Source organism: Oceanimonas sp. GK1, from assembly GCF_000243075.1.
Classification (GTDB): domain Bacteria; phylum Pseudomonadota; class Gammaproteobacteria; order Enterobacterales; family Aeromonadaceae; genus Oceanimonas.
Genome location: NC_016745.1, coordinates 843,708 through 857,500, shown reverse-complemented (window position 1 = coordinate 857,500; position 13,793 = coordinate 843,708). Strand labels below are relative to the sequence as shown.

12 protein-coding genes are annotated in these 13,793 nt (G+C 61.4%); 4 read left to right on the top strand and 8 right to left on the bottom strand.

The window, feature by feature from the left end; translation table 11 throughout:
- Positions 1–99: 99 nt before the first annotated feature.
- The 6 genes from gmhB to GU3_RS04050 are packed head-to-tail and all read right to left on the bottom strand — an operon-like array spanning position 100 to position 6,534.
- Complete coding sequence (gene gmhB / locus GU3_RS04075) at positions 100–657, bottom strand: D-glycero-beta-D-manno-heptose 1,7-bisphosphate 7-phosphatase (protein ID WP_014291286.1); 558 nt, start codon at positions 655–657, stop codon at positions 100–102.
- Positions 658–670: 13 nt separating this feature from the next.
- Positions 671–1,684 (bottom strand): ABC transporter ATP-binding protein, encoded by a 1,014-nt coding sequence (locus tag GU3_RS04070; protein WP_014291285.1) that lies wholly within the window; start codon positions 1,682–1,684, stop codon positions 671–673.
- Positions 1,681–2,661: an ABC transporter ATP-binding protein gene (locus GU3_RS04065; RefSeq protein ID WP_014291284.1), complete on the bottom strand. Its 981-nt coding sequence runs from the start codon at positions 2,659–2,661 to the stop codon at positions 1,681–1,683. The genes GU3_RS04070 and GU3_RS04065 overlap by 4 nt, the downstream gene beginning before the upstream one ends.
- A complete protein-coding gene (locus GU3_RS04060) occupies positions 2,661–4,463 on the bottom strand; it encodes an extracellular solute-binding protein (RefSeq protein ID WP_014291283.1) in 1,803 nt (600 codons plus the stop codon). Before GU3_RS04060 ends, GU3_RS04065 begins: the two co-directional genes overlap by 1 nt.
- A gap of 12 nt (positions 4,464–4,475) precedes the next feature.
- Positions 4,476–5,522 (bottom strand): ABC transporter permease, encoded by a 1,047-nt coding sequence (locus GU3_RS04055; protein WP_014291282.1) that lies wholly within the window; start codon positions 5,520–5,522, stop codon positions 4,476–4,478.
- Entirely contained in the window at positions 5,515–6,534 is a 1,020-nt protein-coding gene (locus GU3_RS04050) for an ABC transporter permease subunit (protein ID WP_014291281.1), read from the bottom strand. The genes GU3_RS04055 and GU3_RS04050 overlap by 8 nt, the downstream gene beginning before the upstream one ends.
- 279 nt (positions 6,535–6,813) lie before the next feature.
- On the opposite strand from GU3_RS04050, the gene metN reads away from it, so the two are divergent.
- The 4 genes from metN to rfaH all read left to right on the top strand — a co-directional run bounded on the left by metN (position 6,814) and on the right by rfaH (position 9,949).
- On the top strand, positions 6,814–7,857 hold the full coding sequence (metN, locus tag GU3_RS04045) for a methionine ABC transporter ATP-binding protein MetN (protein WP_014291280.1): 1,044 nt from the start codon (positions 6,814–6,816) through the stop codon (positions 7,855–7,857).
- Positions 7,838–8,491, top strand: coding sequence for a methionine ABC transporter permease (locus GU3_RS04040; protein ID WP_014291279.1), 654 nt, complete (start codon positions 7,838–7,840; stop codon positions 8,489–8,491). The genes metN and GU3_RS04040 overlap by 20 nt, the downstream gene beginning before the upstream one ends.
- 25 nt (positions 8,492–8,516) lie before the next feature.
- Positions 8,517–9,347, top strand: coding sequence for a methionine ABC transporter substrate-binding lipoprotein MetQ (gene metQ / locus GU3_RS04035; protein WP_014291278.1), 831 nt, complete (start codon positions 8,517–8,519; stop codon positions 9,345–9,347).
- Positions 9,348–9,445: 98 nt separating this feature from the next.
- Positions 9,446–9,949 (top strand): transcription/translation regulatory transformer protein RfaH, encoded by a 504-nt coding sequence (gene rfaH / locus GU3_RS04030; RefSeq protein ID WP_014291277.1) that lies wholly within the window; start codon positions 9,446–9,448, stop codon positions 9,947–9,949.
- Positions 9,950–10,057: 108 nt separating this feature from the next.
- On the opposite strand, the gene dgt is transcribed toward rfaH, so the two are convergent.
- Together dgt and arcB are read right to left on the bottom strand one after the other, a co-directional pair.
- The gene (gene dgt, locus GU3_RS04025) at positions 10,058–11,413 is read right to left on the bottom strand and encodes a dGTPase (RefSeq protein WP_014291276.1); all 1,356 of its coding nucleotides are present in this window, start codon (positions 11,411–11,413) and stop codon (positions 10,058–10,060) included.
- Entirely contained in the window at positions 11,410–13,758 is a 2,349-nt protein-coding gene (gene arcB / locus GU3_RS04020) for an aerobic respiration two-component sensor histidine kinase ArcB (RefSeq protein ID WP_014291275.1), read from the bottom strand. The genes dgt and arcB overlap by 4 nt, the downstream gene beginning before the upstream one ends.
- Positions 13,759–13,793: the final 35 nt, after the last annotated feature.

Below are 13,793 nucleotides of genomic sequence, written 5' to 3'. Positions count from 1 at the left end.
TGCGCATTATAGGGAGCCGCGGTTTTTGCGCAAGGGCTTTTTGAAGAAAAATCCCGTCCGCCGCGCCAAGTGCTCAAAGGTTAACCAAAGTGATGGAATTTACTGCGCCCTGGCCAGTTGCCGTGCAAATTCCACCAGAGAAGGATAGACGCTTTCCGCCAGTTTTTCCCCTTCCTCGGTAATTTCCTTGCCGGTCCGCACCAGTACGGGGTGGCCCACACCGGCGGCAATGGCTGCATTCATGTCCGATACCTTGTCACCCACCATATAGGAAGCAGCCAGATTTATGCCGAGTTCCCTGGCGGCGTCCAGCAGCATGCCGGGAGCCGGCTTGCGACAGTCACACGCTTGCGTGTTGGGGCCGCTGCCGGCAGAAGGGTGATGCGGGCAGAAATAGATACCGTCCAGATCCACGCCCCTATCGGCCAGGGACCAGTCCATCCACTCGGTCAGGCGCATAAAGTCATCTTCACTGAACAGGCCGCGAGCGATACCCGACTGGTTGGTGACCACCACCAGCAGATAGCCTTTTTCCTTTAACTCTCTGAGTGCATCAATGACGCCATCGATAAAGATAAAATCATCGGAATGGGACACATAGCCGCTGTCCTGATTGATGACGCCGTCCCGGTCGAGAAAAATCGCTGCCTTTGTCACTGCATTACCTGTCTTAGAAAATGGTTACCGGCCGCATGTTAGCACAGGGCTGCAGCTCGCCAGAGGCGATTTGCTCGTGAAAATGGCAGGCCACCCGATGCCCCTTGCCCATAAGCCCAGGCGACTCTTTGGCACACCGTTCCTGAGCATAGGGGCAGCGAGTGCGAAAATGGCAGCCGCTGGGGGGATTGGCCGGAGACGGCAGCTCGCCACTCAGCATCATCGGAGGCTGGCGATCCCGGGGATCGGGTTTCGGGATCGCCGAAATCAGGGCGCGGGTATAAGGATGCCGGGGCTGGCGGTAGAGCTCCTCGGCCGGCGCCAGCTCGACGATGCGCCCCAGATACATGACGGCGATGTGATCCGAGATATGCTTGACCACCGACAGATCGTGGGCGATGAACAGCATGGCCAGCCCCCGCTCCTGCTGCAGCGACAACAGCAGGTTGAGGATCTGGGACTGCACCGACACGTCCAATGCCGACACCGCTTCATCACACACCAGCAGGCGGGGGCTGAGCGCCATGGCCCGAGCAATGCCGATGCGCTGCCGCTGACCGCCGGAAAACTCATGGGGAAACCTGTCCAGCGCCGACACCGGCAGCCCGACCCGTGCCAGCAAATCGGCGGCCCACTGACGCCGTTCGCTGGCACGGCCGATCCGGTGGATCACGAAGGGCTCCTGCAGCAGGGTGCCTATGGTATGGCGACCGTTTAAAGACTCTTGAGGATCCTGAAACACCATCTGCATCTCCCGCCGCAGCGGTTGCATTTGGCCGCGGCTGAACCGGCTGATATCGACGCCGTCAAACAGGATCCGCCCTGCCGTGGGCTCATGCAACTTGAGCAGGGCCCGGGCCAGGGTCGACTTGCCGCAACCCGATTCTCCCACCAGCCCCAGGGTCTGCCCTTCTTCCAGTTCAAAGCTGACACCGTCCACCGCATACAGGGTGCGGCCCCTGCGCAACAGGCCTCCTCCCAGGGTAAAGTGCTGTTGCAGGTTGTCCACTTTCAGCAAAACACTCATGACGACAGCTCCCGCCAATGATGGCACCAGACATAATGCCCGTCTCCCGCCGCCTCGCGGGGCGGCTGGACTCGGCAGACGTCGGTCATGTGCGGACAACGATTGGCGAACCGGCAACCGCCCGGCAGCTCTTCCAGGGAGGGCACCTGACCACGAATGGCCGGCAGCTCGGTTTTACCGGCCCGCTCCAGGCGGGGAATGGAGGCCAGCAGGCCTCGCGTATAGGGATGGTGCGGACGCTCAAAGAGTTCAAACACCCCGGCCTGCTCGGCGCTGCGGCCGGCGTACATCACCAGCACCTGATCGCAAATCTGGGCCACCACCCCCAGATCGTGGGTAATAAAGATCACCGCCATGTTGTTTTGCTGCTGCAACTGGCGGATCAAATGCAGGATCTGCGCCTGTATGGTGACGTCCAGTGCCGTGGTGGGCTCGTCGCAGATCAGCAGATCCGGCTCGCAGGCCAGCGCCATGGCGATCATCACCCGCTGCCGCATGCCGCCGGACAACTGATGGGGATAAGCGCTCAGCCGGGCTTCGGCTTCCGAAATGCCCACCTGGCGTAATATGGCCAGGGCCGCCTGCCGGCGCTGGGTCTTGTTCAGCTCCGGCCGGTGCAGCTCATACACCTCCATCAGCTGGCGGCCGACGGTGTGCACCGGGTTGAGGGCCGTCATCGGCTCCTGAAAGATCATGGCAATCTTGTTGCCGCGCAGGCGATAGCGTTCTTTCCGGTTCAGGGTCAGCAGCTCCTGCCCCTGAAACCGGGCCCGGCCCCCCACCACTCGTCCGGCGGGCTGAGGCAGCAGCCCCAGCAGGCTGAGCGCCGTCACGCTCTTGCCACAGCCGGACTCCCCCACCAGGCCCAGGGTCTGGCCTGGCGCCAGCGAAAAACTGACATCATCCACCACCCGAAAGCTGCCCGCCTCGGTGGTAAAACTGACCGCCAGGTGCTCTACCTCCAGCAAGGCACTCATCAGGGCGCCTGCCGCCGCCAGGTTTCCACCACCTCGGTCACCGGCTCATGGCGCTGGCCGCCGGCCTTGATCTTATCCTGCTCGGCCTGGTCAATCCAGAACAGACCACCGGTGCTGTGGGGATAGCCTTCCATTGGCCAGAACAGGGAGGGGGAGCGGCGCGTGCCCCTGGCCTCGGGCAGTTTGACATAACGCCAGTAGGCTTCCCGGGTATAGGGCACCTGGTAGCCGGGAATAAAGAGGGCCAGCTCATGCACCCGACGCTGGATTTGCCGGGAGATCGCGGCCTTGTCGTCGAGATCCATGGTGCGACGATAGGTCTCGATCAACCGATCCAGCGCGTCGTCACTGATATTGAACAGGTTGTTGGTCTGCGGCTTGTTGGCGTTGGCGGAATGGAAAAACTCCCAATACTGGGGATAGAGGCCACCACCGCTCCAGCCCAGCCAGGCCGCCTCGTGTTTTTTCTCCAGCATCACCTTAAAGCCGGTGGCGCCGTCCACCAGGTTGAGCTGCAGATCCAGCCCCGCCTTGCGGGCCTCTTCCCGCAAAATGGCCAGCCGGGCAGTGTGTTCCTGGGTGGTATAGGTCACCGCCAGGCTGAGCCGGTCGCCACTGGCGTTCATCAGAATGCCGCCCGGGCCCTGCCGATCGTAACCGGCCTCGGCAAACAGCGCCCTTGCCTGCTGAATGTCGTACTCCCGGGCTTGAATCTCGTAATCGGTGAAATCCCCATAACCGCTGCCAAAGCTGTGCATGCGCTCATAGTCGCCGCGCAGTATGGTGTCGAGCATGCGCTGCATGTTGATGGCATGGGCAATACCCTTGCGCACCCGCACATCCGAAAGCCGGGGATGGGCGGTATTGAGGTGCAGTCCCTGAGCCCCCTGCTGGGTATCGTTGTAGAACCAGATGCGTTTGATCAGGCCGTTGCGGTATTCGGGGGTGCTGGTCTTGTCGTGCCACCATTCCGGCAAGATCAGGCCAAAGGTATCCACATCGCCCCGCAGAAAATGGCGATAGGCAATGTTGAGATCCCGCACCACGGTCAGGCGGATTTCATCCACATTGAACCGGTGCCGGTAGTAGGTAAGATCATTGCCCCACCAGTCGTCCAGTCGCTTGAAGGTAATGGAGCGGCCCCGTTTGACGTCGCTAATCACATAGGCGCCGGTCACCGGCACCACTTCCCAGTTATAGCGGCGCACCCAGTCGTCGGTCATTTCATAGTAATGCTCGGGCTGGGGCACCAGGCCAACGGTATTGAGCAGCTCGCGCCGGCTCTTGGGGCTGCCGGCGGTCACCGAAATGGTGTGGTCGTCGTACTTGGTGACGTCGGTGAGTTCTTCGGTGAAATAATTGTTGTACCAGGGTGCCCGTATCACCTTGGAGCGCATGAACTCCAGCGCAAACACAAAGTCGTCGGCGGTGACCGGCTCGCCATCGGACCAGCGCGCCGCCGGATTGAGTTTGAAATACATGGTGCGGTTGTCGTCGCCAAAGGCCCAGTGGGTGGCCAGGGCGGGAATGGGGTTTTCGGTTTCCGGGTGCAGGGCGTAGAGGCCGAGCTGATTTTCCAGAATAAAGGAACGGAACGCCGTGTTGGAGTCCGGTCCCACGGTACGGAAGGTCAGCGGAAAGGTCATCAACGTCATATTGAACTGGCCGCCCCGCCTGGCCTCGGGTGAGGCAAAAATGGGATCCTCGTGGTTGGTTTCCCATGCCAGGTTGTCGGGCAGCTCCGCCGCCTGCACCCACAGGGCCAGGCCAAAGGAAGTCAGTATCGCCAGCAGTTTGTTCATCGCAGTCCCTGCCTATTCGTAACGAGAGAAGTGTTTGGGGTCAAAGGCCTCACGAATGGCCTCGCCGATAAAGGAAACGGTGATCAGCACCAGCGACACCGCCACCACCACAGAGCCCACTATCCAGGGCGAGTCCAGATGATTGACCCCCTGACGCAGCAGCTCGCCCCAGCTGGGGGTCGGCGGTGCCAACCCGAAACCCAGGTAGTCGAGGGCCGTCAACAGGGAAATATTGGCCACCACGGTAAAGGGCGCCAGGGTGACGATCATCATCAGGGTATTGGGCAGAATATGATGCACAATAATGCGCCAGGTACCGGCTCCCTGGGCCCGGGCCGCCAGCACATAGTCCCGCGCCTTTTCCTTGTAGGTCAGGGTGCGCATGTACCAGGTAATACCCATCCAGCCAAACAGCACGTTGATGCCCACGAACAGTGCGAAATTGGGCTGGGTCAGGGACACCAGTATCATGATCACGTACAGAAACGGCACCTGGGACCAGATTTCGATAAAACGCTGGAATAACAAGTCAAAGCGCCCTCCCCAAAACCCCATCAGGCAGCCGAGCAGCACGCCGATGCCATAACTGGCGGTAAGCGCGATAAAGGCAAAGCCCACCGCGGTGCGAAAGCCGTACACCAGGCGGGCGACGATATCCCGCCCCGAGCTGTCGGTACCCAGATAGTGACGACTGCCGGCATCGGGCGCCGTCGGTGGATAACTGTCGCCGCTGTAGTCCTGCTCATAGGGGCTCCAGGGCACCGGCGGCAACAGCACCCAGTTGCCGGGCTGCCCGGCCAGAGCGTGTTTCAGCTCCCGGTAGTTGGTTTCGTACTGGTAGCCGAGATCAAAGGTGTTACCCGGGATCACCGCGCCATAGGTAGGAAAATACAGCCGGCCTTCATACTTCACCAGCAGCGCCCGGTTACTGACCCACAGCTCGGCGGCCAGCGACAGCAGCACCATGATCATGAACAGCACAAAGGCGTAATAGCCGCGCTTGATACTGCGAAAGCGGCGCAGCTTTTTTCGAGTCACATCGGAAAGCAGCCTAGCCATCGAACCTCACTCGCGGATCCACCAGCGCCACACAGATATCCGACAGGATGTTGCCCACCAGCATCAGTAACGAGGTCACCGCCAGTATGCCCATCACCACCGGGTAATCCCGCTCCACCACCGCCTCGTAACCCAGCAGGCCCAGGCCGTCGATATTGAAGATCACCTCGATCAGAAAAGAACCGGCGAAAAACACCGAAATCACGTTGCCAAAGTGGCTGGCAATGGGGATCAGGCTGTTGCGCAGGGCATGGCGGGTAACCGCCTGGCGAAAGGGCAGCCCCTTGGCCACGGCGGTACGTACATAGTCGGCGGAGAGGTTTTCCATCAGGCTGTTTTTCATGGTCATGGTCAGCACCGCAAAGTCGCCGATGGCATAGGCAATCAGCGGCAGCAGGGCATGATGAAACAGGTTGAAGGTCTTGGGCCAGAATCCCTCCAGGTAATAGAAGTCGTCGCCCACAAACCCGCCCATGGGAAACCAGCCCAGCTGAAAGGCGAAAATGGTCAGCAGGAAAATGCCCACCACATAGGCCGGCAGCGCATAGCCGGCATAGATCAGCATGGAGCTGATGCTGTCGAAGCGGCTGTTGTGCTTCAGGGCCTTGAGAATACCGAGCGGAATGGACACCAGGTAACTGAGCAAAAAGGTACAGATGCCGAAAAAGGCCGACACCGGCAACCGCTCCTTGATAAGCTCCCACACCGGCAGGTAATAGCGGGTCGAATCGCCCAGGTCCAGCCGCACCAGCTTGCCCAGCCAGTCCAGATAGGCTTCCGCCACCGGCTTGTCGAGGCCGTAAAAGGCCTTGAGTTCGTCAATTTGCTCGGAAGACAGCACCTGGCCGCCCCGGCTGCTCTGACTGTATTCGCTGCCCGCCAGCTGGCTTTCCATCAGCATGCGCTCCACCGGCCCCCCCGGCACGAAGCGGGTAATGGCAAACACCACCAGGGTAATGCCGAGAAAGGTGGGGATCAGCAGCAATAATCGACGCAGAAAATACTGGCCCATCGTTTTCCTTGTATTCGTTCCCTGAAACAGAATGAAAGGCACTCGGCACACTGGCCGCAGGATCCTTGTCAGCTTACGGGTTATGGTGCTCTTTTTCATCCTATATCAATGCATTGGCAAAGCGCGCCTTTTTCCTTGTCGCCCCGAGGAGGGAAATACTCGTTGACTCGGACGTCCAGACGGCTTAGCATCCTCTGCTATTCGTCATGGTTTCATGACTTGTCCCTGTTCTTACGCTGTCTATGCAGTGGATAACCATACCGGAAGGCCCATCCTCCGATGATCAAACTGACCAATATCACCAAGCGCTACGGAGCGGGCGAATCCGCCGTTCACGCCGTGAACAACATCGATCTGGAGGTTGCCGCCGGCCAGATCATGGGCGTTATCGGCGAATCCGGGGCCGGCAAGAGCACCCTGATCCGTTGCGTCAACCTGCTGGAGCGCCCGACCGAGGGCCAGGTGTACGTGGATGGCCAGGATCTGACCGCCATGAGCGGCACCCAGCTGTCCCGCGCCCGCCGCAACATCGGCATGATTTTTCAGCACTTCAACCTGCTGTCATCCCGCACCGTGTTCGACAACATCGCCCTGCCCCTGGAGCTGGCCGGCGCCTCCAGGGCCGACATCAAACAGCGGGTGAATGAGCTGCTGGAGCTGGTCGGCCTGTCCCACCGCGCCAACGCCTATCCCAAGGCCCTCTCGGGCGGCCAGAAACAGCGGGTAGCCATTGCCCGGGCGCTGGCGCCGGCGCCCAAGGTGCTGCTGTGCGACGAGGCCACCTCGGCGCTCGACCCGCAAACCACTCAATCGATCCTGGCGCTGCTGAAAGAACTCAACCAGCGGCTGGGCCTGACCATTTTGCTGATCACCCACGAAATGCAGGTGGTCAAGTCCATCTGCGACCGGGTGGCCATCATCAACGACGGCGAGCTGGTGGAGCAGGGGGAAGTGGCCTGGTTCTTTGCCAATGCCAGAACCGAGCTGGCCCGGCGCTTTATCGCCTCCACCATTCATCTGGAAATTCCCGATGAATACCAGGCCCGACTGTCACCCGATCCGGTGGCCGGTGCCCTGCCCCTGGTGCGGCTGGGCTTTACCGGGGACACCGTGGACACCCCGCTGATCTCCATTCTCAGCCGGGAACTGCACGTCGACGTCACCATTCTCAGCGCCGACATCGAGTACGCCGGCGGGGTCAAGTTCGGCTTTATGCTGGCGGAGCTCGATGGCCAGCCCGAGCAGACTCAGGCCGCCATCACTTATCTTCAGGAACACAAAATTCAGGTGGAGTTACTCGGTTATGTCCGACGCCATGATTAACCTGCTGCTCTCGGCACTCTGGGAGACCCTGATCATGACCTTTGGCTCGGGCGCCATTGCCTGTGCCCTGGGCCTGCCGCTGGGCATTGCCCTGCATGTGAGCAAGCCCGGCCAGATCTGGGAAAACAAGGCTTTTAACAAAATCCTGGGTACGGTGGTGAATATCGGCCGCTCGGTGCCCTTCATCATTCTGCTGGTGGCCATCATTCCCTTTACCCGGCTGGTGGTGGGCACCAGCATCGGCACCTGGGCCGCCGTGGTGCCGCTCACCGTGGCCGCCATTCCCTTTGTGGCCCGGTTGATGGAAGGGGCGCTGATGGAGGTGCCGTCCGGACTGGTGGAAGCGGCCCAGGCCATGGGCGCCCGCCGGCTGCAGATCGTGTACAAGGTGTTGCTGCCCGAGGCCCTGCCCGGCATGCTCAACGGCATCATCATTACCCTGGTGACCCTGGTCAACTATTCCGCCATGGCCGGGGCCGTGGGCGGCGGTGGCCTGGGGGATGTGGGCATTCGCTACGGCTACCAGCGCTTTGACCCGCAGATCATGCTGATCACCGTGGTGATACTGGTGGTACTGGTACAAATCATTCAGAGCGCCGGCGAACGGCTGGTGGCTCATGTGGATCGTCGCTGAGTTTTCTTTTATCAAGGAGTGCATCATGAAAGCAGGATTGAAATCATTCGCCACCCTGGGCGTGCTGGCCTCGGCCCTGACCCTGGCCGGCTGCGGTGAACAGAACGAACAAGCCACCGCCGAAGCAGAAGCTGCCAAGCCGCTGCGCCTGGGCGTGATCGCCGGTGCCGAAGAGCAGGTGGCCGAGGTCGCCGCCCGAGTGGCCAAGGAGCAGTACAACCTGGACGTGGAGCTGGTATCCTTCAGCGACTACGTCACTCCCAACGTGGCCCTGAACGACGGCAGCCTCGACATCAACGCCTTTCAGCACAAGCCCTACCTCGACAAGCAAATCGCCGATCGCGGCTATGAGCTGGTACCGGTAGGCAACACCTTCGTCTATCCCATCGCCGCCTATTCCAAGGTAATCAAATCTCTGGACGAACTGGCCGACGGCGCCAAGGTGGCCGTGCCCAACGATCCCACCAACCTGGGCCGCAGCCTGCTGCTGCTGGAGCAGCAGGGCCTGATTGAAGTGGACGACGCCGTGGGTCTGGAAGCGACCCCGCTGAACATCACCGCCAATCCGAAAAACCTCGACATCGTCGAGCTGGAAGCACCCCAGCTGCCCCGCTCTCTGGATGACGTGGCCTTTGCGGTGATCAACACCACCTATGCGTCACAAATCGACCTGCTGCCCGGCCGCGACAGCCTGTTCGTGGAAGACAAGGAATCTCCCTACGTCAACCTGATCGTATCCCGCCAGGACAACCAGAACGACGAGCGCATTCAGACCTTCGTCAAGGCCTACCAGAGCGAAGAGGTCTATCAGGCGGCACTGGAGCTGTTCAAAGGCGGCGTGGTCAAGGGCTGGTAAGCCCCGCTCACTTTGTCAGCAGGGTCACGGCACGCCGTGGCCCTTTTTTTTTGTTGCTGCCATAATGCGTGTTTGACAGCGTGATCCGGGAAGGAACTATGCAGCACTGGTATCTGGCCCACTGCCGACCACGGGAAGAAGAGCGGGCCCTGCTGAACCTCGACAACCAGCACATCGAGACCTTCTGCCCCTTTATCGAGGTCAGGAAGATAGTGCGTGGCAAACGGGTGATCCGCAACGAAGCGCTGTTTCCTGGCTATGTGTTTCTGCGTACCGATCTGGAAGTGACCAGCTGCGCCACCCTGCGTTCAACCCGGGGCATTCGCAACCTGGTGCGCTTTGGCGAGCTTCCCTGTGTGGTGCCCGAGGCACTGATCCTTGATCTGATGTGCCGCACCGGCGACCAGCGTTTGAGTGAGCGGCTGAGTGACTTGCCCAAATGCGGTGACAAGGTGGTGATCAAGGACGGTCCCTTTGCGGGCATGGAGGCCATCTATCAGGAAGCGGACGGCGACAGCCGCGCCATGCTGCTGCTGACCCTGCTGCAAAGTCAGACCCGCGCCAGCTTCGCCAATACCGACTACCGCCGCCTCGACGAATAATCCTTCAGCGCCGGCCCGGCGGCGTCCGCGAACACCGCCCTGCCCCGGCACAGTCATGCCCGCTGATGCAGCGACCTTCCCTGACTCCGCACAGTGCATCCGCACAGTTCAGCCCTGCAGGCCACCCAGCAGCCGGAATTCTTCCAGCACGTAGGTGTCGGTCATGCCACTGATAAAATCCAGCAGCAGCCGCACACGGAAATACCACTCCCGCTCGGCCCCGCTTTCAAAAAAAGGCGCCTGTTCGCTGTCGCGGCGATAGGCGGCCAGGTGCCGGGGCGGCAGCCGGTGAAACAGCCGGCGCAGTACCTGACCGTTGGCGTCCTGGCGACGCTCCAGGGCGGTAAACTCCGCCGCCGACAGCGCCAGCAGCGGCGCAAAGGCCTCCAGCACCCCCTTGAGCGCGGCAAAGCCCGCCAGCTCCAGGGACTCCACTTCCCGTCGGCGGAACACATGGTCATGGGCAAAGCTTTTCAGCCAGTGCAAGGCCTGGGCCGGGGGCTGCTCCACCGCCAGCAGCGGCTGATCATGTTCGCCGTCAAGAATGGCCTGCTGATGGGCCAGGTACTGCTCACTCACCAGCGGCAGCAGATCGGCCCCCAGCCGCTGGCGAAAGCGGCCGAAAAAGCCCGGCTCCGCTACCCTCGCCTGCTGCCACAGTTGCTTCAGGTAATCATTACCGTCATTCAGCAGGGCCAGTTCCAGCTCGGCCAGGCTGAGCACGCCCCTGTCTACCGCGTCTTCCAGATCCGCTACGCCATAGGCCATGTCGTCTGCCGCCTCCATCAGAAAGGCCAGCGGATGACGGCCCCGGGCGGTGGTGGGAAAAAGCTGACGAATTTGCTGAATGAGCGGACGTTCACTGAAAAAGTGCCCGGGCTTTTGCTGCCAGCGGCCACCGGTTTTGGGCTGATAGGCACCGCGCACGTATTTCTGCACCGCCGCCAGCTGGCTCAGGGTCAGGTTCATGTCCTGCAGGCTGTGCAGCAGGCGCAGGCTCTGGGCATTGCCCTCGAACTGGCGCAGATCCGCCAGCAGCATGGGCCACTGGCGGGAAGGGCGGCCCACGGCCCGGCGAAACAGCGCCGGCAGATGCCGGCTCAGCCAGTCGATGATCACCGCCTCGCCAAAGTGGCCAAAGGGCGGATTGCCCACGTCGTGCAGCAGACAGGCCATTTCCACCAGGCTGATCAGGGGCTCCCGCTCCACTTCAGGCTCCAGCCCGGCCACCACCCGCAACGCCAGCTGGCGCCCGGTTTCCTTGACCTCCAGGGAGTGGGTCAGGCGGCTGCGCACCGAGGCCTTCACATCCAATGGAAACACCTGGGTTTTTTGCTGCAGTCGGCGCACCGGCGAGCTCTGCACAATACGGGCTCGATCCGCTTCAATGGCCTGCTCCGGCGTTTCTGCCTTCGGCTCGGGCCGCAGCCGGTCGGCGCGAATAAAGGCGGCATAGCGGCTCATGCCCGCTGCTCCAGCCAATGGCGCAGCTCCGCCAGATCCGGCGCCAGCAGGCGGTTGAGTTCGGCCACCCGGTCATCGAGCCGTTGCCACCAGTCGGGCAGCTCCGGGCTCTGGATCTGCTGGGCCAGCAGCTGAACCCGCTTGAGCCCTACCGAGCCCGCCGCGCCCTTGATCTTGTGGGCTTCTTCCACAATTTCCTGCTGGCGGCGCTCGGCGGTAACGTCGTTCAGCCGGCCCAGGTAGCCTTCGGCCATGGAGGCCAGCAGATCCACACTCGACAGCAATGCCGCGGCCCCAACGGTGTCCACGTAGTCCTGCAGAAAAACCGTATCCAGCACCGGCTCGCCGTCGTGGCCCGCCGGTTCGGGCGACTGCGACGCCGCCAATGCCGCCTGGTTACAGGGCGGCTTGTGGCCGAAAAAGCGCGCCAACACCCCCTTGATGGCCTTGGACGACAAGGGTTTGCTGATGGCATCGTCCATGCCGCCGGCCAAGTATTTCTGCTTGTCGCTGATCACGTTGGCGGTGAGGGCCACCAGCGGCGGTAGTACCGTGCCCTGCTCCCTGGCCTCTTCCCGCAGCCGGGCGGCAATATCGAAGCCGGTCATGTCCGGCAGCTGAATGTCGAGGAACACCAGGTCAAAGTCGCGTTCGGCCAGTAGCGCAAAGGCCTCGCCGCCGTCCCGGGCCACGCTGACGCTGTGGCCCAGTTTTTCCAGCAGGGCGCAGGCCACGGTGACGTTGAGCTCCACGTCTTCCACCAGCAGCACCGACAGGCAGGGCAAGTGCGCCAGCACCGGATCGTCCTTGGGTGCCTGGGTGGTGGGTACGGTAATGGTGACACTGAAGCAGGAGCCTTCGCCCGGCTCGCTGTCGAGCTCGATGCTGCCGTGCATGGCGTCCACCAACTGTTGCGACACCGCCAGGCCAATGCCGGTACCGGTGGCATGCTTGTTACCCTCGATCTGGAAATAGAGGGCGAAAATCTTCTGCTGCAGCGAGGCGGGAATGCCAATGCCGGTATCTTCAATATCAAAGCGCAGGGTCACCTCCCCCGGCACCAGCTCGTCCGCCATACAGCGAATGGTGACGCCGCCGTCGTCGGTGAACTTGACCGCATTGCCCACCAGGTTCCACAGCACCTGGCGCAGCCGGGTGCCGTCGGCCAGGATCCACTCGGGAATGTCGCCGTCCCGGTCAAAGTGCAGGTACAGTCCCTTTTGCTCCGCCTGCAGCCGGGCCAGGCTTTCCAGGTCGTCCAGAAAGCCGGGAAAGTCCATGGGCTCGGGGGCCAGCTCCAGCCGGCTGCGATCCAGTTTGTCCAGATCGATGATGTCGTTGAAAATATTGCCCAGGGTCACGGCGCTGAAGTGAATGGTCTTGAGGTGCTGGCGCTGCTCCGTACTCAGTTCCGTGGCCAGCAGAATGCGGCTCAGGCCCACAATGCCGTTGAGCGGCGTGCGCAGCTCGTGACTGATGGTGGAAATAAAGGTGGTTTTGTCCCGGCTGGCCTTTTCCAGCTCCTCCTGGTAGCGCTTGCGCTCGGTAATGTCCCGGCCAAAGCCGAGCAGGCCCAGGCGGTTGCCGTCCCGGTCAAAGAAGGGCACCTTGCGCAGCTCAAAACAGGCCCGGCGGCCGTCCGGATATTGCAGCCACTGCTCGTAGGTCTGGCTTTCATTGCGGGCGAACACTTCCTTGTCGGTCTCCACCACCTTGTCGGCCACGTCCGCCGGATAGACGTCGTAGGGGGTCAGGCCGATCAGTTCCTTTTCCTGGCGGCCGAGCAGGTTTTCCATGGCCTTGTTGCAGCCCGAGAATTCCTCCAGCTCATTGCGGTAATACACCAGATCGGGGGAAGTATCGATAAAGGAGCGCAGCAGCGCCGAGCGCTCCTGGGATTCCATCTGCGCCTTTTCCCGCTGAAACACTTCATTTTCCAGATCCTCAATGGCCTGCTGGCGGGCGGCCTGGGCCTTGCGGGTTTCTTCTATCTGGCGGTTGAGCTGTTCGATTTTTTCCTGCAGCTCGGCGTGCAACTCCTGATCCCGCTCCCGCATTTGCTGCAACCGTTGCACCAGCCGGCTCAGCCGCTGGCGGGAGTCTTCCAGCTGATCCACCACCACCGACAGGAAATACACCGCCCAGGGAGTGATCAGCAGGCCGAAAAAAATGGAGCGCACCAGGTCAACAGACTCCACCGAGCCGCGCAGAAACAGGGTCACCCCCACCTGAATAAAGATGGCCAGCAATATAATGCAGGCGGCCAGCAGCATGCTGAAGCGCACTATGCCCAGCTTGGTCATCAGATCCACATAGTACTGGGCCCAGGTCTTAACGGGTTTCATCGGCTTTTATCCTGTCGGCAACGGCAAGGAAAAGA

Coding starts and splice junctions, on each gene's coding strand:
- metQ (WP_014291278.1), top strand. CDS start 8,517: ATGAAAGCAGGATTGAAATCATTCGCCACCCTGGGCGTGCTGGCCTCG.
- GU3_RS04060 (WP_014291283.1), bottom strand. CDS start 4,463: ATGAACAAACTGCTGGCGATACTGACTTCCTTTGGCCTGGCCCTGTGG.
- arcB (WP_014291275.1), bottom strand. CDS start 13,758: ATGAAACCCGTTAAGACCTGGGCCCAGTACTATGTGGATCTGATGACC.
- rfaH (WP_014291277.1), top strand. CDS start 9,446: ATGCAGCACTGGTATCTGGCCCACTGCCGACCACGGGAAGAAGAGCGG.
- GU3_RS04050 (WP_014291281.1), bottom strand. CDS start 6,534: ATGGGCCAGTATTTTCTGCGTCGATTATTGCTGCTGATCCCCACCTTT.
- GU3_RS04055 (WP_014291282.1), bottom strand. CDS start 5,522: ATGGCTAGGCTGCTTTCCGATGTGACTCGAAAAAAGCTGCGCCGCTTT.
- dgt (WP_014291276.1), bottom strand. CDS start 11,413: ATGAGCCGCTATGCCGCCTTTATTCGCGCCGACCGGCTGCGGCCCGAG.
- GU3_RS04065 (WP_014291284.1), bottom strand. CDS start 2,661: ATGAGTGCCTTGCTGGAGGTAGAGCACCTGGCGGTCAGTTTTACCACC.
- GU3_RS04040 (WP_014291279.1), top strand. CDS start 7,838: ATGTCCGACGCCATGATTAACCTGCTGCTCTCGGCACTCTGGGAGACC.
- metN (WP_014291280.1), top strand. CDS start 6,814: ATGATCAAACTGACCAATATCACCAAGCGCTACGGAGCGGGCGAATCC.
- GU3_RS04070 (WP_014291285.1), bottom strand. CDS start 1,684: ATGAGTGTTTTGCTGAAAGTGGACAACCTGCAACAGCACTTTACCCTG.